We start from the raw sequence: 21,784 nt of genomic DNA, 5'->3' as shown, positions 1-21,784 counted from the left end.
ACCACGTGGTTCCGCCCCGCTTTCTTGTGGCCTTACGCCGTGACTATCGGCGCGGCGATGGGCTCTTCGTCGGGGTCGACAACCTTCTCGTCTTGTGCTGGGAAGACGACTTTTTGCACGATGATTAGAATGCTTGCGGCCACCGGAACCGCGACGAGCGCACCGAGCACCTGACCGATTGCGGCACCGCCGACGGCCGCGATAACGACGAGCGCGCCGGGAATCGACACCGCTTTATTCATGATGCGCGGGCTCAGGATGTATGCCTCAATCTGCATGTAGATGAGGTACCAAATCCCGGCGACAATCGCCGTGAGGGGCGAGGCGAGGAGGCAAATGAGCGATATGACGATGGCGGCCGACAGCGTTCCGACCATGGGGATCATGGAACCAATAAAGGCGATGAGGGCAAGTAGCGCAGGCATCGGGGCGCCAATGATGAGCATGAGAATGAGGGTCAGCACGCCGTTGATCGCGGCTAGGCTCGCTTGGCCGACAACGTAGCGCCCAACCGCGCCAGAGACGTCTTCGACGAGACCGGAGAACCGTTCGCGGTTATACGCCGGCACGAAGCGTGCTGCCGTCTTCTTCATGGTGCGGAGCGAAGCGATGAAGTACAGCGTGAGAATCAGCACGATGATGACGCCAGTGACACCCGAGGCGATGCCACCGGTGACGGCGGTCACGCCGCCGAGTAGGCTGAGAATGTTCTGCGGGTCTTGGAAGAACTTCAGCGCATCGTTCAACCCCGAGACGATTTGCTCGCCATAATCTTTCTCAATTTTCTTGTACCAATCCGCAGACATGATGTCGTCGACCAAATCGGGTAGTGAGTTCGCGAGGTTTGCGATTTGTTCGACGATGACCGGGATGATGGCGATCAGGATGCCAGCGAACACGGCGATCACTCCGAGCACCACGGCGGCGATGGCTGCGGGACGAGGAATCTTGCGTTCCATCGCCGAGACGATCGGGTCAAGGCCGAGCGAGATGAACAACGCGATGCCGATGTAGAGCAGAACGGTGCCGAGCTGCCCGACGATGCCACCGAGCACGAGCGCCGCGATAACACCGAGCGTTGCCAAGAAGCCCCAGACGAACGGCTTCACTCGATGCTTTCCGCTCAGAATCTGATGAGCAACACTGGGCTGCGGCGGCGTCTCGGAGCGCTTGCGCATGAGGGTCCTGTCTATTCCGGAGGTCGGCGTGGTGTTTGCGACCTGGGTTTACGAAGCGGGCCGGTGATCAGCGCATTCCGTCACGCCAGGGTAGCGCAATGCGGTGCTTGCGACGTGGTGATGTTGTGATGTGCAAACGGCCCCCGTGCGGGTGCGGTCGGGTTACGATTGCCCCATGACGACTCCTACTCCTGCGACGCCGGTTCAGCCTCTGGCTCCCGTTGCGGACGCACTGAACCTGCTGAACATCGAGACTGAAGCTGGCGGCTCCTGCTGCGGCGGCAGTAACTGCTGCGGTTAAGCGCCAGCGTCGATAAACGAAAAGCGGCGGGTCACCCGTGAGGGTGACCCACCGCTTTCGTTGTGTCTTAGAGCGGTTGAGTGAGCGGCTCGGGTTCTGAGGCGGGCATCGCGTCAACATCGTCGGCGGGCTTGCGCACCAGGAAGGCCAGCACAACGATCGGAATCGAAATGAATGCCGCCAACAGGAAGGCCGTGCGCGTGCCTTCGGCACCAGCCAAGGGTTCCGCAACTCCCGACTCCATAGCCGACGACGTCACGGCAGTCATGACGGTGATGAGCACGGCAACACCCGCGGCACCAGCCACCTGCTGAATCGTCGAGATGATGGCAGAGCCGTGCGAATAATACTGGCGCTTGAGCGAGCCGAGCGCCGACGTGAACAGCGGTGTGAAGGCCATAGCCAAACCGATCGACAGGAGCGTCTGTGCCACGACGATGACCCACGCCTGGGTGCTCGGCGTGAGCGCGGTCGCGTAGAACCACAGCACGGCGCTCGTCAGCATCGTGCCGGGAACCATGAGCACGCGCGGGCCGACAGCGTCATAAATGCGACCGATGACCGGACCGAGCAGACCCATCGCGATGGCGCCCGGGAGCATCATGAGGCCGGTCTGCTTCGCATCAAACGTCGCAACACCCTGCAGGTACAGCGGCAGTACGGTGAGCGCGCCGAAGAAGCCGAGCGAGAGCAACAGCATCATGACGGTTGCGATCGAGAAGTTCTTCGACAGGAAGACGCGGAGATCGAGGAGAGCATCGTTGACGCGCTGGAGTGAAATCTGGCGCCAAATGAACAGCGCGAGCGCGACGCCACCGACCGACAGCGCGATCGTCATCGTCAACGTGGAAGCTGCCTGCGCGGCAGCGATCTCAGCGGGCGACGCCGTCGGATCTGGGTGTGCGCCACCCACCTGGCTCACGCCGTAGACGAGGCCACCGAAAGCCAATGCCGACAGAATGACGCTCAACACATCGAGCGGTGCCTTCGACGGGGTGCCGGTGTTGATCATGAACTTGGCGCCGGCGAGCAGCGCGATAATTGCGATCGGCAGCACGACACCGAACACCCAGCGCCAGCCCCACGCGTCAAGGATGAAACCGGCCATTGTCGGGCCGATGGCTGGTGCGAGCGACATCACGATGCTGACGCGACCCATGAAGCGGCCGCGCGATGCCGGCGGCACCAGGGACATCGTCGTGGTCATGAGCAGCGGCATCATGATGGCCGTACCCGAAGCCTGCACGACGCGAGCGACGAGCAGCATTTCGAAGCCGAGCGCGAGGAAAGCGATCGTCGTACCGGCGGTGAACAACCCCATTGCCAGCAGGAACACCTGGCGGGTGGTCAGACGCTGCAGCATGAAGCCGGTCATCGGAATGACGACGGCCATCGTGAGCATGAACGCCGTGGTGAGCCACTGGGCGTCGGTCGCGAGAATGCCGAGGTCGTCGATGAGGTGCTTAATCGCCACACCCATCGTGGTTTCGTTCAAGATCGCGACAAACGCCGCACCGAGCAGCAGCGCGATCAAGCGCGTATCGCGTGGCGACATGGTCGTCACTGGTCCCGTTGTCGGGGAAGTCATATTTTTCTCCAAGAAAGTCGCCCGGAGTGGGCTGAGGCCAGTATCAGACGAGGGTCAGACAGTGGTCGGGGGCTATCGTGCTCCAACGAATGTGAAACGAATTCTGTTCCCACATCCGGGGTCGAAATTGTGTCGTGCCATGATGAGCGCACACACACGGCGAAAAAGGGCAGAAGGGCAACTTTACGTCAGGATTTTCGTCGTCGCATTGAAAGTGCTGCGCATGAATCGTTCCTCACGGTGGTGGAGGCTTGTCGCCGGGCTCGTCATCGGTGGCGTCGTTGCGGCGCTTGTGATGTTTCTTTTGGCGTCGGGCTGACATACCAAATCGCAGACACCGACATCCGGACGACGCAGTTTCGCCGCGCGATCGTGGTGCAGTCGCTCTTGGGGTATCTCTTCGGTGCCATGATCCTCGCCACCGTCATCAACCTGATTTCCGCTCTGGGCTGAGTGATCTGCATGACTTGTTTTGTGGTTCCGCCACTCGTGTCTGAACCCCTCGATAGGGTCATTGCATGAGTATGGGTGGCGGTATGGGGCGCGGCGGTGGTGGCGGCGCGTTCCGTGGGGTCGACGCGCAAGCACAGCGACAGGAGAACGCGAACGCACCTCGTATCGCGGGGTTGCGTGGCCGCATCTTCTCGCTGTTTCGGCCATATCGGGGGCGCATTACCGTCACGATGCTGCTCGTGGTTATCGGTGCCGGCATTGGCGTGATTCCGCCGCTCATCATTCAACGGATCTTCGACGACGCACTGTTTCCGCCAGCTGGGCACCCTGACATGACGCTGCTGGGCATTCTGGTGGCCGCGATGGTGGGGTTGTTCATTTTGGGCGCGCTCGTCGGGGTTGCCCAAACATGGTTCACGTCGACCGTCGGTAACGCCGTCACGGGTGACTTGAGAGTGAGCCTATTTCAGCACCTGCAGTCGATGGAGCTGGGCTTTTTCACCCGCACCAAGACAGGCGTCATTCAGTCGCGCCTGCAGAACGACGTGGGTGCCGTCAGCGGCGTGCTGACGAACACCGTCACGAGCATTCTCGGCAATACCGTGACGGTGATCGCATCGCTCGTCGCCATGATTCTGATCGACTGGCGACTCACGCTTCTCGCCGTCGTGCTGATGCCGATTCTGGCGCTCGTGCAGCGTCGTGTCGGGCAGGTGCGTGCCCGCATTGCGGGGCAGACGCAGGAGTCGCTGAGCGAGCTGAGTGCGATCACGCAAGAGACGCTGAGCGTCTCGGGCATTCTGCTCTCGAAGTCGTTCAATCGGGAGCGCACCGAGAGCGACCGTTATCGCGCAGAAAACAGCAACCAGGTGCGATTGCAGGTCAAGCGCGCGATGAGCGGCCAAGGCTTTTTCACGGTCGTTCAGGTGTTGATGGCCAGTGTGCCCGCGGTCGTTTACCTCGTCGCCGGGTGGCTCCTGACCGGTGGGTCTGGGGTTATTACCGCCGGAACCATTGTGGCGTTCACGACGGTGCAGGCGCGGTTGTTGCAACCGCTCATGGGGCTCATGCGCGTCGCGCTCGACATTCAGACGTCGTCTGCCGTGTTCGCGCGCATTTTTGAGTACCTCGATCTCAAGCCCGCGATCACCGATGCGCCCGACGCCATCACGGTCGCCGAGGCGCCCGGCCCAATAGGGCGCATCGAATTTCAGGATGTGCAGTTTCGGTATCCAGACGCCTCGGAAGACCTCGCGCCAACGCTGCGCGGTATCTCTTTCGTTGCTGAGCCCGGCCAGCACGTCGCGTTTGTGGGGCCGAGTGGTGCGGGTAAATCCACTGTGCTGTATCTGGCCCCCCGCTTCTATGAGGCGACCGCTGGTCCCGTTATGTTCTCTGGTGCCGACGTGCGCGAGCTCATCCAGGATTCGATCATCGACCACGTCGGCATCGTGTCGCAGGAGACGTATCTCTTTCACGCGACGATTCGCGAGAACCTGCGGTACGCGAAGCCCGACGCCAGCGACGCCGACGTCGAAGAGGCGTGCCGAGCGGCCAACATTCACCACGTTATCGAGAGTTTCGAGCACGGCTACGACACGGTCGTAGGGGAGCGTGGCTATCGTCTGTCCGGGGGCGAAAAGCAGCGCATTGCCATTGCGCGTGTTCTCTTGAAAGACCCGCCGGTGATTCTGTTGGACGAGGCAACGAGCGCGCTCGACACCGTCTCTGAGCGCGTCGTGCAAGAGGCGCTTGATGAGGCGTCGCGTGGGCGCACCACGCTGTCGATCGCGCACCGGCTATCGACTGTGATTCACGCCGACGTCATTCACGTCATTCAGGCGGGTCTCATCGTTGAATCGGGCACGCACAGTGAGCTGATCGCGCAGGGTGGTCTCTACGCCGAGCTGGCGGCGCAGCAGATTGCGGCGTCGCGCATTTTGGATGACGACGAGCCGCTGGGCGTTGTCGGCAAGGTCGCGGGCCGCCGCGCCGATCGCGCGCCTGACGCGTCCGCCGAGCCTGGCGCTGAGGCGACGGCCGGTGCCACCTTTGGTGCCGCGCTCGGCTTCATAGCGCCCCGGCCCGGTGGGCGTACCGACGCTGAAGCCACCGGAGACCTCGACACTGGAACCATCAGAGTCGACCCGCAGTAGCGTGCGGTGACCGCGAATGCGGCGTGCCAGCATTGGGCGACGCGCACGTGCGAATCAGACCGGCATCGCCCGGAGAATTGTGGGCCGCGGCGTCAGACCCACGCGACAACGCGGTCGTACACCTCACCGATCATCGGTGCGTCGGGATTGTTCGGGTTCGCCGGTGACTGCGTGAGGAGTGCGCGGTCTTCGGCCGTCGGCTTGAGTGTGCGTGCGAACGTGCCGAGGAGTGCTCGCGACTCGGGCGCCAGGTCAAAGATGCCGGCCAGGCGGGGGAGATCCATGCGGCGAATCTGCGTCGTGCGTGCCGCAGTCGCTTCAGCCGAGGTCTCGCGGAGAACATCCAGCCCCGCCGCCATTTGCTCAACGCAATCGGCGAGCACGCGAGGGTCTGCCTCACGCTGCGTGATGCTCGAGCCGTCGTTACGAATGCGCCACTCCACGACGACCTCATCGAGCAGATCAATGCCCTGCGCAGCCGCATACAGTCGCTGGGCGACAACCTGGTCTTCGTACAGCACGCTTTCGGGAAAACGCACGCCAGTGCGCGTCCACAGGGCGTGGCGGCTGACCTTCGACCACGCCACGATATTGCCAACAACCGCGGGGTGGTCGGTGAGTGTGACACCAGCGCGAGCTGGCGTTACCGACGCGCGCACCCACGGCTGTACGTCACCACACACCCACGCACCGTCAACCTCACGAAGCCGCACGTAGGTTCCGACAGCCATCTCGCTACCCGACGATTCGAGGCTCGCGACCATGTGTTCGAGCGCCTCGGGGCGCATCACATCATCGGCATCTAAGAACGCGACGTACTCGGTGTCAACGAGCGACAGCCCGTGGTTGCGGGCAGCGCCGAGCCCGAGCGAATCCGGGTGCCGGATGGCGTGGAACCGCGCGTCAGTATCGGCGTAGCGGCGAAAGATCGCACCGGTTTCATCGATCGATCCGTCGTCGATTAGAACGGCGCGGAACCGCGGCTCAGTTTGCGCGAGCAGAGAGTCGAGGGCGGCGGGTGCGAGTGTCGCAATATCGCGGCCAGCGACGATCACGGTGACAACGGCAGAGGACACCATCTGATCCTATGGCCGAAGGTTGGTGCTGGGGTCGCCTGCGGCTCACGGAACCCGGACGGTTACCGGTATGCTGGAGCCACAATCGAACACGACCCATGGCCCGCGCGGGAGAGTCCACCACGGACACCGAAGGAGCAAGCCTCCCCGCCAATCTCTCAGGTCCGCGTACCGCGAAGGTCTGGTCACTCTGAAAAGCGATCCCGCTGGGATCCGCCGACGGTGAAAGCGCGCACGCGTGAAACTCTCAGGCTCATGACAGAGGGGGAGTCTGGGGTACCGACCGGTGCCCTGGCGACCCATTGTCAGGAGAGAGATGTCAGAGAACCGCTTCACTCCGCTGAAAGACCGTCACGAAGCGCTGGGCGCTTCCTTCACGGACTTCGGCGGCTGGATGATGCCCGTCCGCTACACGTCAGACCTTGCAGAGCACAAGGCGGTGCGCGAGTCGGCAGGTCTGTTCGACATTTCGCACATGGCCGAGTTCATCGTTGATGGTGCTGACTCTGCCGCATACCTCGATTACGCGCTCGCTGGTCGCCTGTCGGCGATGGCCGTGGGCAAGGCGAAGTACTCGCTGTTGCTTGCCGAAGACGGCGGCATCATCGATGACCTCATCGTTTACCGCATGGCAGACGAGCGCTTCTTGATCATCTCGAACGCTGGCAACCACGACGCCGTTGCTGTCGCCCTCAACGAGCGCATTGGCGACTTCGCGCTTGAGCTGTCCGACATCTCCGACGATGTCGCGCTCATCGCCGTGCAGGGCCCGGAGTCGGTGGCGATTCTCGAGTCGATGACCGAGCTCGTCATCACCGCGACGCCACTCGCTGACTCCGCTTACTACACGTGGACCGAAGGCGACTTCGGCGACGTTCCGGTGTTCATCGCCCGCACCGGTTACACCGGTGAAGACGGCTTCGAGCTCCTGGTTCCGAACTCCGCCGCAGGCGAGCTGTGGGACGCCGTGCTCGCCGCCGGTGCCGACCGCGGCCTCGTGCCCGCCGGTCTTGCCGCCCGCGACACGCTGCGCCTCGAGGCCGGCATGCCGCTGTACGGTCACGAACTGAGCCGCGAGACGGTTCCGTCGCAGTCCGGCCTCGGCCGTGTTGTCGTCGCCGCGAAGGAATCCTTCGTTGGTAAGGAGGGCCTCGCCGCCCGCGACGTCACGGACGCTCCTGTGCTCATCGCACTCTCGGCTGAGGGTCGCCGCGCGGGCCGCGCCGGCTACGGCGTCTTCCAGGGCGACACCCAGGTCGGCGAAGTCACGTCCGGCGCGCTGAGCCCGACGCTCGGCTACCCGATCGCGATGGCCCTCGTGCACCCGAGCGCCGCCGAAGCAACGGATTTGACCATTGACGTGCGGGGCACCCGCATTCCCGCAACCATCACCACCCTTCCCTTCTATCGGAGAAACTCATGACCGCTGACCTGAAGTACACCGAAGAGCACGAGTGGATCGCTGTCGACGGAGACGTCGCCACGATCGGTATCACCGACTACGCAGCTGAGCAGCTCGGCGACGTTGTCTTCGTCGAACTCCCCGCTGTTGGTTCCACCATCACGGCAGCCACCGTTGTCGGCGAGATCGAGTCCACCAAGTCGGTCGGTGAGCTGTACGCTCCCGTCGCCGGCGAGGTCATCGAGATCAACGACGCCGTCGTCGACCAGCCTGACCTGGTCAACGCTGACCCGTTTGGTCAGGGCTGGCTGATCAAGGTTCGTTTCGAGGGCGAAATCGCCGGAACGATGGACGCTGACGCCTACGCAGCGCTCACCGGAGCATAAGCGTGACGATTTTTGCTGACCGCCACATCGGCACCACGAGCGAGACCCAGGCGGTCATGCTCGATGCCGTTGGCATCACTGCTGAAGCAGGGGAGCGTCCGCTTGACGCCCTGATGCGTCGCGCGGTTCCGACGTCGATTTTTGCGAATCGCGGAACCTCGGATGTGCTCCCTGAGGCTGCAAGCGAAGCGGAGGCACTCGCCGAGCTTCGTGCGCTGGCATCGCGCAACACCGTCAACAAGGCCATGATCGGCCTCGGCTACTACGGCACGCTGACCCCGTCGGTGATCCAGCGCAATGTGCTGGAGAACCCGTCGTGGTACACCGCATACACGCCGTACCAGCCGGAGATCTCGCAGGGCCGCCTCGAGGCGCTGATCAACTTCCAGACCATGGTCTCGGAGCTCAGCGGCATGCAGACGGCCAACGCGTCGATGCTCGATGAGGGCAGTGCCGCCGCTGAAGGCATGCTGCTCGCACGTCGTGCTTCGAAGGTGACGTCGCCGGTGTTCGTCGTGGACTCGGGCGCTTTCCCGCAGACGAAGGCGCTGCTGGCAACGCGTGCCGCAGCCGTCGGTGTCGAGCTCGTCGAGGTTGACCTTGCCGGTGGCGAGGCTCTGCCCGAGGCGCTGTTTGGCGTGTTCGTGCAGTACCCGAGTGCCACGGGCCTCGTATGGGACCCGTCGAAAGTTATCGAGACTGTGCACGCGGCTGGCGGCCTTGCCGTTGTCGCCGCTGACCTGCTGAGCCTGACGCTGCTGGCCTCGCCCGGCTCGCTCGGCGCAGACGTCGCCGTCGGAACCACGCAGCGTTTTGGCGTGCCGATGGCGTTTGGTGGTCCGCACGCGGGCTACATGGCCGTTCGTGCGGGCCTGGAGCGTCAGCTTCCCGGCCGTCTCGTCGGTGTCTCGCAGGATGCGTCTGGCCACCCGGCCTACCGCCTGTCGCTGCAGACGCGCGAGCAGCACATTCGCCGTGAGAAGGCGACGAGCAACATCTGCACCGCGCAGGTACTGCTGGCCGTTATGGCGTCGATGTACGCGGTCTACCACGGTCCGAACGGGCTGCGCGCAATCGCAACCCGCACCGCGCAGATGGCGTCGCAACTCGCGAAGAACGTCGTTGCTGGCGGACTCGAGATTGCCCACGAGTCGTTCTTCGACACCGTGACCATCAAGGTTCCGGGTCGCGCAGCCGACATCGTCGCTGCCGCACACAACGGTGGATACCTGCTGCACCTCGTTGACGCCGACACCATCTCGGTGTCGACCGACGAGACCACGACGCTCGCTGACCTGGCCGCTGTGGCTGGCTTCTTCGGCGTTGAGGCTCCCGGTGCGTTTGGTCTGGCTGCGCTGGAAATCGGCAAGCTCCCCGACGCGCTGCGTCGTACGGATGACTTCCTGACGCACCCGGTCTTCAACGTGCACCACTCTGAGACCGCCATGATGCGCTACCTCAAGCAGCTCGCTGACCGCGACTACGCGCTGGACCGCGGCATGATTCCGCTCGGCTCCTGCACGATGAAGCTCAACGCGACGACCGAGATGGCTGCCATCACGTGGCCGGAGTTCGCGGGCATTCACCCGTTCGCTCCCGTCTCTGACGTTGAGGGCTACCTGGAGCTCATCACGCAGCTCGAGGGCTGGCTCGCTGATGTCACCGGTTACGATGCCGTCTCGCTGCAGCCGAACGCTGGTTCGCAGGGTGAGCTGTCAGGTCTGCTGGCTATTCGCGGTTACCACCTGGCTAACGGCGACACGGCGCGCGACATTTGCCTCATCCCATCGTCGGCTCACGGCACGAACGCAGCCTCGGCTGTGCTCGCGGGCATGAAGGTTGTCGTTGTCGCGACCACCGAGTCGGGTGACGTTGATCTTGACGACCTGCGCGCCAAGATTGAGAAGCACGCTGACACGCTGTCGGCCCTCATGATCACCTATCCGTCGACGCACGGTGTGTACGAGCAAGACGTGCTCGACATCACCGCTGCCGTTCACGCGGCCGGTGGCCAGGTCTACATCGACGGCGCCAACCTCAACGCCCTGCTCGGCTACTCGCGCTTCGGCGACCTGGGTGGCGACGTGTCGCACCTCAACCTGCACAAGACGTTTGCCATCCCGCACGGCGGTGGCGGCCCCGGTGTGGGTCCCGTGGCAGCGAAGGCGCATCTCGCGCCGTACCTGCCGTCGCACCCGCTCGCACAGCGCGCGGAGCACGCTGGCGGCTACGTCTTCGCTGGTGGCCCGGTTTCGGCCGCACCGTACGGTTCGAGCGGTGTGCTGCCGATCTCGTGGGCGTACGTGCGCATGATGGGCGCCGCGGGCCTCCGTGACGCAACGGCTGCGGCCGTGCTGTCGGCAAACTACGTTGCCGCGCGTCTGCGTGAGTACTACCCGGTGCTGTACTCGGGTGAGGGCGGACTCGTCGCACACGAGTGCATCCTCGACCTTCGTCCCCTCAAGGACGACACCGGCGTCACCGTTGACGATGTGGCTAAGCGTCTCATCGACTACGGTTTCCACGCACCGACCATGTCGTTCCCGGTTGCCGGAACCCTCATGGTTGAGCCGACCGAGTCGGAAGACATCGTCGAGATCGATCGTTTCATCGATGCGATGATCGCGATTCACGGTGAGGCTCAAGAGGTCAAGGCTGGCACGTGGCCTGCGGAAGATAACCCGCTCGCCAACGCACCGCACACCGCACAGTCGGTCATCGCAGGGGAGTGGGCTCACCCCTACACCCGCGATGTCGCCGTCTACCCGGTGTCGTCGCTGATCCGCACGAAGTATTGGCCGCCGGTGCGTCGCATCGACCAGGCATTCGGAGACCGCAACCTGGTCTGCGCGTGCCCGCCGATCGAGGCCTTCGCCGACCTCGGCTAATCTCTCGCACACGAAAGGGGTGGGCGCCGCACTGCGGCCCCACCCCTTTCGCGTCCCCCGCGACCCCCGCTGCACCCGTGGTTCCGCCCCGTGGTTCCGCACCAGGAGAGCGGAACCGAGGGGAGAGTTACGCGGTGAAGAGGGTGGGCCAGAGGGCAGCGGCGAGGGGGTAGCCGACGAAGGCCACGATGTCGATGAGGGTGTGCGCGATCACGAGCGGCATGACGCGGCCCCAGCGTTGGTGGGCCCAGCCGAACACGATGCCCATGACAAAGTTTCCGAAGATTGCGGGCACGCCCTGGTAGGAGTGGTACAAACCGCGCAGTGCTGCCGCCGACAGAATGATGGCCCACGTACCCCACCCGAGCCGGCGGAGGCGGTCGCCGAGGTATCCCAACAGAATGACCTCTTCGAGCAGTCCGGCACGCGCGGCCGACAGCAGGAGGACGGGAATCAAATACCAGGCGATACCCTCCGACGCCTGTACCGCGATCGTCATGCCGGCAGCACGACCCGCGAGGTACAGCCCGAGGCCCGGGATACCGATGGCGGCACCCACGGCGAGAGCGCGCAGAAGATCGGAACCAATGCGTGAGAAGTCGAGGCCGATCTTGCGGAGTGCAGACTGGCCGGGTTCCCAGAGCAGGTAGATTACGAGCGCCACGATGGCGAGGTCGAAGAACACGTCCAGGAGGCCGTAAATCACGTCCCAGACGGCGTGGTCGTCGCGTGAGGGATTGAGTTGCGCCGTTTGGTCGCTAATGGGGGTGGGGTTAAGCAACGACCGCACGAGCGAGATCGTGGAGTACAGCGCCGACCGCCCGAGTGACAGGCACAGCACAATTACGACTTCCCAGACCAGGCGGGTTCGTGACACGGGGCTGGCTGCGGGCGAAAACGGGGCGGACATCATGCTCATTCTGCCGCATACACTACGCCGTACGACCACATATGGGAGATCCCTGCCTGCACCGCCTGATGGCAGTGCGGCGCTCGGCATTTCCGCCCGAATCAATGGCGGTGCCACGCAACTTGCCCAACCGAAGACTCAGCGACTCCGGAACGAACGTGCAGTTTGTGAGCAAACCCCTCAGTTGAGTTAAGGGTATGTAACGTTTTCGCGTGACGTTTTGACCATGCCCACCTGGCGCGCTTAATGTTTCCCTATCCGTGTCCCAGGTTTCAATCAGATTCCTGGTGCACAAAGACCCCTTGCACAGGAGGAAATAGTGTCTAACAAGACATGGCGCAAGCGCGCCCTAGCAACCACCGCGGGTCTGGGCTTCTCTGCCCTGATCCTCGCTGGTTGCACCACGCCCGGAGCAACTGACCCCTCGACGAAGCCGTCTGAAGGCACCGGTTCGGGTGAGGTCGTTGACGCAACGATCACGCTGGCTGAGGCCAACGAGGTGACGTCGTTCAACGTCAACACCCCGCAGGCAAACCTCGACATCAACTCGAAGCTGAGCTACGCAACTCACGACACGTTCGGTTACGTCAACGACAAGCTCGAGATTGTTCCCAACGAGGGCTTCGGAACCTACGAGAAGGTTTCGGACGACCCGCTGACGGTCAAGTACACCCTGAACAAGGGCCTCGAGTGGTCTGACGGCGACGCTATCGACACCGACGACCTCGTCTTCGGTTGGGCTGTTGAGTCGGGCTACTTCGACGATGCATCGTTCGACGCTGAAGGCAACGTCACCTCCGGTACGCAGTACTTCACGATCGCTGGTTCCACCGAGGGCATCCGCGACTCGAAGATCACCGAAGTGAGCGACGACAAGCTGTCGCTCACCATCGAGTACGACACCCCGTTCGTTGACTGGAACCTCGTTTGGCTCCTCGAGCAGCCGGTTCACGTCGTCGCCGAGAAGGCTGGCGTCACGGTTGATGAGATCGTCGGCGCCATCACCGACGGCAAGAAGGGCGACACAGCAGCTCCGGCCGCTCCGATCGAGCCCCTCGTCAAGGCAGCAGAGGTCTTCAACTCGGCATTCGACGCAACGTCGCTGCCGGACGACCCGTCGCTGTACCTCTCGAACGGCCCGTTCATCGTTGACTCGTGGGAGCCCACGCAGTCGATGACGCTGAAGGTCAACGAGAACTACAAGGGCACGCTGAAGCCCGCGTACTCCTCGCTCGTCTTCCGCTTCATCGGTGACTCGCAGGCACAGGTTTCGGCACTGCAGAACGGCGAGGTTGACATCATCAACCCGCAGGCTGCTACCGACACGCTGACGGCACTGCAAGCCATCCCGACCGCAACGGTTCTCACGGGCGACCAGCTGTCGTACGACCACGTTGACATCAACTTCAAGGGCGAGTTCGCTGACCCCACGGTTCGCGAAGCTTTCATGAAGGTCATCCCGCGTCAGCAGATCGTTGACACGCTGATCAAGCCGATCAACCCCGAAGCAACCGTTCTGAACTCGCAGGTCTACGTGACCTCGCAAGGCAAGGTCTACGAAGACTCCGCTAAGAACAACGGCTCGTCGGCATACGCTGACGTTGACGTTGAGGGTGCAAAGGCTCTGCTCGCAGGCAAGACCCCGACGGTCCGCATCCTGTACAACATCAACAACCCGAACCGTGTTGCGGCATTCGAGGCAATCTCGGCTAAGGCAACTGAGGCCGGCTTCGTTGTTGAGAACGTCGGTGACGCTAAGTGGGGCTCGATGCTCGGTAGCGACGTCTACGACGTCTCCATCTTCGGTTGGATCTCCCCGGGTGTCGGTAACGTCTCGATCCCGCAGATCTTCGCGACCAATGGTGGCGGTAACTACAACGGCATCAGCGTTCCTGAGATCGACGAGCTCGCTTCGCAGATCATGGTTCAGACGGACGACGCTGGCATCGTAGAGATCGGTCAGAAGGTCGACAAGCTTCTGTTCGACAACTACTACGGTCTGCCGCTGTTCCAGAGCCCGGGTGTCATCGCACACTCGGACCGCGTATCGGGCGTTACCTACATGGCTAACCAGACCGGTCCGATCTGGAACTACTGGGAGTGGACGGCAGCGGCTAACTAAGCCCCTCGCCTTCGACTAACACATACAAGCAGGGGGCGTCGGAATTCCGACGCCCCCTGGCTTGTGCGTTGATTTCCATTCCCCCGGTATCGGCAACAGCGACGACGCACCACAAGTGCTCTCGTTGCGCAGGGCACATGCCTCATACCGTTTGTCTCCATGAAGGGACAGCCCATTGACTAGCTACATCTTGCGGCGAATCGGGGTTTCGATCCTGATCATCCTCGCCGCGTCCTTCCTTATGTACACGCTCGTTGCGTTGGCACGCGATCCGCTGGAAGATCTCCGCACGAGCAGCCAAGCCAACAAGGAAATGCTCATTGCGCAGCGTATCCAGTGGCTGGGTCTTGATGACCCGATTCCGGTGCGTTGGCTCAACTGGGTCGGCGGCGCCGTCCAGTGCGTCGCTCCCGGACTGCTCGCTTGTGATCTGGGTGTCACGATCAGCAATCAGTCGGTCGCGGTCCTTCTCGGACGCGCCATGGGTTCCACGCTTCAGCTTGTGACCGCAGCCACGATTCTTGCCATCATCCTCGGCATCATGGTTGGCATCATCTCGGCGCTTCGTCAGTACAGTGCCGTGGACTACACGTTTACCTTTGTGAGCTTCTTCCTGTACTCACTGCCGTCGTTCCTCATGGCTGTCGTGCTCAAGGTGTTCCTGGCGATCGGCTTCAACAACTGGCTTCAGGCGGGGCCATTCATCAGTTGGCCTGTCATCATCATTGGCGCGCTCGTTGCCGGCCTCTTCTGGCAGGCGATCATAGGCGGTAAGAGGCAACGTCGCCTCACCGTTTTTGTCGCGTCAACGCTCGTCACCGGAGCCATGCTGTACGGTATGGGCGTGACCCAGTGGTTCATGAACCCGGGTCTGGGCCCAATCCTCGCTCCGCTGCTCATCGCTGCCATTGGTGCCGGAATGGTGATGCTGATCGCCGGATCCCGCGCGAACTACGCGTGGAAGACGGCTGGTGTCACCGCAGGCATCCTGATCGTCGCCTACTTCGTGCTGATGCCGATACTTCCGAGCGTCACCGGAATCGGTGTCGTCGGAATCGCCGTCGGTCTCGGTGTCGTGGGTGGCGTTGTTGGTTATCTGCTGGGCGAGCACGACCGCGGACAGGCAGCGCGCATCGGTGTGCTGACCGCTCTGCTCGGCTACGGCGTTATCCTGTTGGATCAGTTCATGACCCGTTGGCCGGAATACGTTTCGCTTTCGCGCGGACGCCCCATCGCGACGGTGGGATCATCGACGCCGAACCTGCAGGGTGACTTCTGGATTCATGGCATCGACACGTTCACGCATCTGTTGTTGCCAACGATTTCGCTCATGCTGATCTCGTTCGCCGGCTACACCCGATACGCACGTGGTGGCATGCTGGAGACGCTGAACCAGGACTACATTCGCACCGCGCGTGCGAAGGGTCTGCCGGAGCGGACGGTCGTGGTTCGCCACGCATTCCGCAACTCGCTGATTCCGATCACGACCATTGTTGCTGCCGACGTGGGAGCGATCCTGGGTGGAGCCATCATCACCGAGCGCATCTTCGCGTTCAGTGGTATGGGTGCCCTGTTCAGTAAGGGTCTTGACGAATCCGACCCGAACCCGGTGATGGCGTACTTCCTGATCATTGCGATCTTCGCCATCCTGTTCAACTTCTTGGCAGACCTCGCCTACTCGGCGCTTGACCCGCGAGTGAGGGCAAAATAATGGCTAATATCGAACCCGGCGTACCGGCACAAACCGGACCCGCGCCGACAGAAACCATTCGCAACATCGGCGAAGACCAGGGCATCAGCCAAGGACGGCTTGTATTCAAGCGGTTCGTTGGTCACAAGCCCGCCATGATCAGCTTTGTTTTGCTGATTCTCGTTATTGGCTTTGCGGTCAGTGCTTCGGGTGCCTTTGGCATTCAGGGCTGGTGGAAGTGGACGTACACAGAACTGCTTCCCCCGGTGGAGCAGGGGCGCCCAACGCTGCAGCTGTGGCCGTTCTCCCTCGGTGACCACCCGTTCGGTCAGGACACCGTCGGTAAGGACTATTTCGCGATGGTCATGCGTGGCGTCGTGAACTCCACGGTCGTCATGTTCATCCTCGGTCTTGTCGCAACCTTCATCGGAATCGTCGTTGGTGCCGTTGCGGGTTACTACCGCGGCTGGGTGGACGCCGTGCTGATGCGTCTGACCGACATCGTCATCATCATCCCGATCATCGTGATCGGTGCGGTGGTTGGTTCCGCCATGGGTGCCCTCGGCCCGGTCGTGCTCGCACTGTTCCTCGGCTTCTTCGCTTGGACCGGTATGGCTCGACTCGTTCGTGCTGAGTTCTTGTCGCTGCGTGAGCGTGAATTCGTTGAGGCGGCACGCGTTGCCGGTGCCTCGGATGCGCGCATCATCTTCAAGCACATCCTGCCCAACGCCATGGGTATCGTCATCGTTTCAGCAACGCTCGCCATTGCGGCAGCCATCCTGCTGGAGACGTCGCTGTCGTTCCTTGGCTACGGTATTCAGGCGCCCGACGTATCACTCGGTAGCCTCATCAGCCGCAACGAGTCTGCGTTCCAGACTCGTCCGTGGCTCTTCTGGTGGCCAGCCGTCTTCATTGTGCTGCTCTCGCTGCTCGTCAACTTCGTTGGTGATGGTCTGCGTGATGCCTTTGACCCGCGTCAGAAGAACGTGATCTTCCGTCGCGTGAAGGAGCTTCCGCAGGATGCGCCTACGCCGACGACGGCGGTCTCTATGGATGTACCGGGCGGCCCGAGTGCCTCAGACACTCGAGCCGACGTGGAGCGCCGCGAAGGACACTGACGATGACCCGGTTAGCTGAAGAAGAAGCCCGCCACGATTCCCGCGGCGAGTACGGTAAGAACGAGCAGGGGGAGCGGTTCGATGTTGCGTCGAACCGTGACCTCGCCAGCCTCGCCAATGGCGATCTGGTTCGCGTTCTTCAGCTTCTCCCAGCGCTCACGGATGACAATGGCCGCGTCGCCCGAGTCGGTTCCGATGAGATCTGCGTGACGCGGGCGTTCGCCCGCAGCGCGCGTCTCGCGGTTCGCGGCTCGGCGGCCGGCCGTGTACGCCGTGACGAGACCGGGCGCCGGAGCCGACCACGCCGCGAACTTCTTTCCCGGCGTGTAGAGGGTAAGCGCATGCTTCGTGTCCACCAGAATGAGTGCCACCCACGGCACGAAGATATGGTGCGTCACGTTTTGGATCAGCACACCCTCGTCGCTCACCGTGACATTCGGACGCCACAGCGCGAAGTACGCATAAGCCACCAGGAAGAGGCCGGTGGGGTAAACCCACGTCAGGCGCGAATCGCCGCTACTGGCCGCGATCACTACGAGCACGACGCTCAACACCCACAGGATCACCGTCACGATGCGGTTGAATCGGGAATGGACGGTCGTCTCGTTGCTCTTCACACTTCTATTTTCCCCTCTCGTATGGTGAGGAACACACGATGAACATGCCAGAAGAACGAAAGCGTCGCGAAGGCGCCCCCCTTTTGGAAGTCGACGGACTCTCCGTTGACTTCGCCGTTGACAACTATTGGGTGCCGGCAGCTAAGAAGCTGACCTACAGCGTGCGCCCCGGAGAAGCACTCGCGATCGTGGGTGAATCCGGATCCGGCAAGTCGGTCAGCTCGATGTCGCTCCTGGGTCTGCTTCCCAAGAACGCGCGCGTCACTGGTTCCGCTCGCCTCGATGGCCGCGAGATTCTGTCGCTCAAGGGCGACGACCTTCGCCGCATTCGTGGTCGCGAAATTGCCGTGATCTTCCAGGAGCCGATGACGGCGCTGAACCCGGTCTTCACGGTCGGCTTCCAGATCATTGAGACGCTGCGTATGCACTTCGGTATGACGCCGAGTGCGGCCAAGACGCGCGCTCTCGAACTGCTCGACATGGTTGACCTGCCTGACCCGCTTAAGGCGTTCAACTCCTACCCACACCAGCTCTCTGGTGGTCAGCGTCAGCGCGCGATGATCGCGCAGTCGATTTCCTGCGATCCGAAGCTGCTGATTGCTGATGAGCCGACGACGGCGCTCGACGTAACGGTGCAGGCTGAAATCCTCGACCTGATGCGCGACTTGCGTCACCGCGTTGATGCTGCAATCCTCCTCATCACCCACGACATGGGTGTGGTTGCTGACCTCGCCGACGACATCGTCGTCATGCGTAAGGGTGAGATTGTGGAGCGCGGAACCACGCAAGAAGTGTTCGCGAACCCGCAGCACCCTTACACACAGCAGCTGCTGGCTGCCGTGCCGCGTCTGGGCGCGGGTCTCGATGGTGAACAGCGCATCGACACCACCGCCGCACTCCGCGGTGACACCTCGGCCATTCGTATCGCCGAGGCGGCCGCTGCGGAAGACGCTGAGCGTGCGTCCAAGGGCGCTCCGGTGCTCGAGTTCAAGGACGTTGCGATCGACTACCCGAAGAAGGGCCGCGTGCCTGCCTTCCGCGCCGTCGAGCACGCATCGTTCACGATCTACCCCGGCGAGGTCACCGGCCTCGTTGGTGAGTCGGGCTCCGGTAAGTCCACCATGGGCCGCGCGGCTATCGGCTTGCTGCCGATCGCCGAGGGGCAAGCCTCGGTTGTCGGTCACGACATCTCGAACGCCAACCGTCGTCTGCTGCACGAAGTGCACAAGGACGTCGGTATCGTCTTCCAAGACCCGTCGTCGTCGCTCAACCCGCGTCTGCCGATCGGTCAGTCCATCGGTGAGCCGATGCTGCTGGCCGGTGTCGCAAAGGGTCGCGCGCTCGACATCAAGGTGCAAGAACTTCTTGACGCCGTTGAACTGCCGCGCTCCTACCGCAACCGCTACCCGCACGAGCTGTCGGGTGGTCAGAAGCAGCGTGTTGGTATTGCCCGCGCGCTCTCGCTCGAGCCTAAGTTGCTGATCGCCGACGAGCCCACCTCGGCGCTCGACGTTTCGGTGCAGGCGACGGTGCTTAAGCTGCTGCGCGCTCTCCAGAACGAACTCGGCTTCGCCTGCCTGTTCATTAGCCACGACCTCGCGGTTGTTGACTCGCTCTCGGACCGCTTGATCGTGATGAACCACGGCTCGATTGTTGAGCAGGGCCCCACGGCTCAGGTGCTGAACGCTCCGCAGGACCCGTACACGCAGCGTCTCATCGCTGCGATTCCGGTTCCGGACCCGGAGGAGCAGAAGGTGCGCCGCGATGCTCGCGCCGCCCTGCTGGCATCACAGGAAGTCAGCTAACGGGTCCGGCGCGGCTGAGAAACCTGTCAAAGCCCCCGACGATCGCCCGATCGTCGGGGGCTTTTCTGTAAGCGTGTAAGATAGATAGGCCCGATTCCGGGCACATTTACCCAACGCAAGGACAACATCCATGGCGCATGCCCTCCGTCCGGATCTCCGAAATGTCGCAATCGTCGCACACGTCGACCACGGCAAGACCACGCTTGTCGACGCGATGCTTCGTCAGACGGGTGCCTTCAGCGACCACGGAAACACCGAAGACCGTTCGATGGACTCTGGTGACCTTGAGCGCGAAAAGGGCATCACGATCCTCGCGAAGAATACGGCGATCACCTACAGCGGAAAGCACTCCGATGTTCCGGTGACGATCAACGTCATCGACACCCCGGGCCACGCTGACTTCGGTGGCGAGGTTGAGCGCGGTCTGTCGATGGTTGACGGTGTCGTGCTACTCGTTGACTCGTCTGAGGGCCCGCTCCCGCAGACCCGCTTCGTGCTGCGCAAGGCACTTGAGGCGAAGCTCCCCGTTATTCTCGCGGTCAACAAGACCGACCGTCCCGACGCTCGTATCGAGGCCGTTGAGGGCGAAGCGCAAGACCTTCTGCTCGGCCTTGCTTCTGACCTCGTTGACGACGTGCCCGACCTTGACGTCGACGCGCTGCTCGATGTTCCGGTCGTCTACACCTCGGGTCGTGCTGGCGCCGCGTCGCGCAACCGTCCCGCTGACGGCGACCTGCCTGACAACGATGACCTCGAGCCGCTGTTCGACGCGATTCTCGAGCACGTTCCGGCACCGTCGTACGACGACGAGGCTCCGTTGCAGGCGTGGGTCACGAACCTCGACTCCAGCCCGTTCCTCGGCCGTCTCGCGCTGCTGCGCGTTTTCAACGGCACGCTGAAAAAGGGTCAGACGGTCGCTTGGGTGCGTGCTGACGGCACGACGAGCAACGCTCGCGTCACCGAGCTGCTGAAGACCCGCGCCCTGGAGCGTTACCCCGCCGAAGAGGCTGGCCCCGGCGACATCGTTGCTATCGCTGGTTTCGAAGACATCACGATCGGCGAGACCATCGCCGACCCCGAAGACATTCGCCCGCTGCCGATGATCCACGTCGACGACCCCGCGATCTCGATGACCATCGGAACCAACACCTCGCCGCTGGTCGGCAAGGTCAAGGGCCACAAGCTTACGGCTCGCATGGTCAAGGACCGCCTCGACCGCGAACTGATCGGTAACGTCTCGCTTAAGGTCGTCGACATCGGGCGCCCGGACGCCTGGGAAGTTCAGGGCCGTGGTGAGCTCGCTCTCGCGATCCTCGTTGAGAACATGCGTCGCGAAGGCTTCGAGCTCACCGTTGGCAAGCCGCAGGTGGTGACGAAGAAGATCGACGGCAAGGTTCACGAGCCGTTCGAGCACCTCACGATCGACGCTCCGGAGGAGTACCTCGGTGCGATCACGCAGCTGCTCGCAGCGCGTAAGGGCCGCATGGAGGGCATGACGAACCACGGAACCGGTTGGGTTCGTATGGAGTTTGTCGTTCCGTCGCGCGGTTTGATCGGTTTCCGTACCGAGTTCATGACCACGACGCGCGGTACCGGTATCGCCAACGCCATTTCGCACGGCTACGAGCCTTGGGCTGGGCAGATCGTGACGCGTCAGAACGGCTCGATCGTTTCTGACCGTTCGGGTGTCGTCACGCCGTTCGCGATCATCGCCCTGCAGGAGCGCATGAGCTTCTTCGTTTCGCCTCAGGACGAGGTGTACGAGGGCATGGTCATCGGCGAGAACTCGCGCAACGACGACATGGACGTCAACATCACGAAGGAAAAGAAGCTCACCAACATGCGCGCAGCTTCGTCTGACTCCTTCGAGTCGATGACGCCGCCGCGTCTGCTGTCGCTGGAGGAGAGCCTCGAGTTCGCTCGTGAAGACGAGTGCGTTGAGGTTACTCCGGAGAAGGTTCGCATCCGCAAGGTTGAGCTCGACGCCAACGCACGTGCCCGTGCCACGAGCCGCCTGAAGAAGCAGGACGCCAACGCGTAAGCGGTAGCTCCCAGACACCGTGCCCGTACCTTTTGGTGCGGGCACGTTGCGTT

General features: G+C 62.6%; 16 protein-coding genes and 2 riboswitches. Of the genes, 11 read left to right on the top strand and 5 right to left on the bottom strand.

The window, feature by feature from the left end:
* Nucleotides 1-32 precede the first annotated feature (32 nt).
* Nucleotides 33-1,178 (bottom strand): AI-2E family transporter, encoded by a 1,146-nt coding sequence (locus ACQUSY_RS06480; RefSeq protein WP_428903691.1) that lies wholly within the window; start codon nt 1,176-1,178, stop codon nt 33-35.
* A 175-nt stretch (nt 1,179-1,353) separates the two neighbouring features.
* On the opposite strand from ACQUSY_RS06480, the gene ACQUSY_RS06475 reads away from it, so the two are divergent.
* The gene (locus tag ACQUSY_RS06475) at nt 1,354-1,479 is read left to right on the top strand and encodes a hypothetical protein (protein ID WP_302180714.1); all 126 of its coding nucleotides are present in this window, start codon (nt 1,354-1,356) and stop codon (nt 1,477-1,479) included.
* A 67-nt stretch (nt 1,480-1,546) separates the two neighbouring features.
* Here the strand turns inward: ACQUSY_RS06475 and ACQUSY_RS06470 are convergent, their stop codons facing one another.
* The gene (locus ACQUSY_RS06470) at nt 1,547-3,067 is read right to left on the bottom strand and encodes a DHA2 family efflux MFS transporter permease subunit (RefSeq protein ID WP_428903690.1); all 1,521 of its coding nucleotides are present in this window, start codon (nt 3,065-3,067) and stop codon (nt 1,547-1,549) included.
* Nucleotides 3,068-3,382: 315 nt separating this feature from the next.
* Here ACQUSY_RS06470 and ACQUSY_RS06465 point away from each other — a divergent pair, with 315 nt between their 5' ends.
* Together ACQUSY_RS06465 and ACQUSY_RS06460 are read left to right on the top strand one after the other, a co-directional pair.
* Nucleotides 3,383-3,520 (top strand): DUF1345 domain-containing protein, encoded by a 138-nt coding sequence (locus ACQUSY_RS06465; protein WP_428903766.1) that lies wholly within the window; start codon nt 3,383-3,385, stop codon nt 3,518-3,520.
* Between the two features lie 71 nt (nt 3,521-3,591).
* The gene (locus ACQUSY_RS06460; RefSeq protein ID WP_428903765.1) at nt 3,592-5,676 is read left to right on the top strand and encodes an ABC transporter ATP-binding protein; all 2,085 of its coding nucleotides are present in this window, start codon (nt 3,592-3,594) and stop codon (nt 5,674-5,676) included.
* A gap of 92 nt (nt 5,677-5,768) precedes the next feature.
* Here ACQUSY_RS06460 and ACQUSY_RS06455 read toward each other — a convergent pair whose 3' ends face one another.
* Entirely contained in the window at nt 5,769-6,755 is a 987-nt protein-coding gene (locus tag ACQUSY_RS06455; RefSeq protein WP_428903689.1) for a glycosyltransferase family 2 protein, read from the bottom strand.
* A 95-nt stretch (nt 6,756-6,850) separates the two neighbouring features.
* Nucleotides 6,851-6,936: riboswitch (glycine riboswitch) on the top strand.
* Between the two features lies 1 nt (nt 6,937).
* Nucleotides 6,938-7,021, top strand: a riboswitch (glycine riboswitch).
* 47 nt (nt 7,022-7,068) lie between these two features.
* Here ACQUSY_RS06455 and gcvT point away from each other — a divergent pair.
* Genes gcvT through gcvP form a run of 3 tightly spaced genes read left to right on the top strand, consistent with a single transcriptional unit; the run spans nt 7,069 to nt 11,428 of the window.
* The gene (gene gcvT / locus ACQUSY_RS06450) at nt 7,069-8,175 is read left to right on the top strand and encodes a glycine cleavage system aminomethyltransferase GcvT (protein WP_428903688.1); all 1,107 of its coding nucleotides are present in this window, start codon (nt 7,069-7,071) and stop codon (nt 8,173-8,175) included.
* Nucleotides 8,172-8,540: a glycine cleavage system protein GcvH gene (gcvH, locus tag ACQUSY_RS06445; RefSeq protein WP_428903687.1), complete on the top strand. Its 369-nt coding sequence runs from the start codon at nt 8,172-8,174 to the stop codon at nt 8,538-8,540. Before gcvT ends, gcvH begins: the two co-directional genes overlap by 4 nt.
* Nucleotides 8,541-8,596: 56 nt before the next feature.
* On the top strand, nt 8,597-11,428 hold the full coding sequence (gcvP, locus tag ACQUSY_RS06440; RefSeq protein ID WP_428903764.1) for an aminomethyl-transferring glycine dehydrogenase: 2,832 nt from the start codon (nt 8,597-8,599) through the stop codon (nt 11,426-11,428).
* Nucleotides 11,429-11,555: 127 nt separating this feature from the next.
* Here the strand turns inward: gcvP and ACQUSY_RS06435 are convergent, their stop codons facing one another.
* Nucleotides 11,556-12,338, bottom strand: coding sequence for a CPBP family intramembrane glutamic endopeptidase (locus tag ACQUSY_RS06435; RefSeq protein ID WP_428903686.1), 783 nt, complete (start codon nt 12,336-12,338; stop codon nt 11,556-11,558).
* Between the two features lie 319 nt (nt 12,339-12,657).
* Between ACQUSY_RS06435 and ACQUSY_RS06430 the strand changes: the two genes are divergently transcribed.
* From ACQUSY_RS06430 to ACQUSY_RS06420, 3 genes are all read left to right on the top strand, one after another.
* Nucleotides 12,658-14,460, top strand: coding sequence for an ABC transporter family substrate-binding protein (locus ACQUSY_RS06430; RefSeq protein WP_428903685.1), 1,803 nt, complete (start codon nt 12,658-12,660; stop codon nt 14,458-14,460).
* A gap of 175 nt (nt 14,461-14,635) precedes the next feature.
* Nucleotides 14,636-16,171, top strand: coding sequence for an ABC transporter permease (locus ACQUSY_RS06425; protein WP_428903684.1), 1,536 nt, complete (start codon nt 14,636-14,638; stop codon nt 16,169-16,171).
* Nucleotides 16,171-17,268, top strand: a complete 1,098-nt coding sequence (locus ACQUSY_RS06420) for an ABC transporter permease (RefSeq protein ID WP_428903683.1) — start codon at nt 16,171-16,173, stop codon at nt 17,266-17,268. Before ACQUSY_RS06425 ends, ACQUSY_RS06420 begins: the two co-directional genes overlap by 1 nt.
* Nucleotides 17,269-17,279: 11 nt before the next feature.
* On the opposite strand, the gene ACQUSY_RS06415 is transcribed toward ACQUSY_RS06420, so the two are convergent.
* Nucleotides 17,280-17,885, bottom strand: a complete 606-nt coding sequence (locus tag ACQUSY_RS06415; RefSeq protein ID WP_428903682.1) for a PH domain-containing protein — start codon at nt 17,883-17,885, stop codon at nt 17,280-17,282.
* A gap of 44 nt (nt 17,886-17,929) precedes the next feature.
* Between ACQUSY_RS06415 and ACQUSY_RS06410 the strand changes: the two genes are divergently transcribed.
* Both ACQUSY_RS06410 and typA read left to right on the top strand, forming a co-directional pair.
* Nucleotides 17,930-19,690: an ABC transporter ATP-binding protein gene (locus ACQUSY_RS06410; protein WP_428903681.1), complete on the top strand. Its 1,761-nt coding sequence runs from the start codon at nt 17,930-17,932 to the stop codon at nt 19,688-19,690.
* A 130-nt stretch (nt 19,691-19,820) separates the two neighbouring features.
* Nucleotides 19,821-21,731 carry a translational GTPase TypA gene (typA, locus tag ACQUSY_RS06405; protein ID WP_428903680.1) on the top strand — a complete coding sequence of 637 codons (1,911 nt, stop codon included), beginning with the start codon at nt 19,821-19,823 and terminating at the stop codon, nt 21,729-21,731.
* Nucleotides 21,732-21,784 lie beyond the last annotated feature (53 nt).

The organism is Microbacterium daqui (genome assembly GCF_050408675.1).
GTDB lineage: Bacteria > Actinomycetota > Actinomycetes > Actinomycetales > Microbacteriaceae > Microbacterium.
This window is presented reverse-complemented; position numbering and strand designations above follow the sequence as displayed.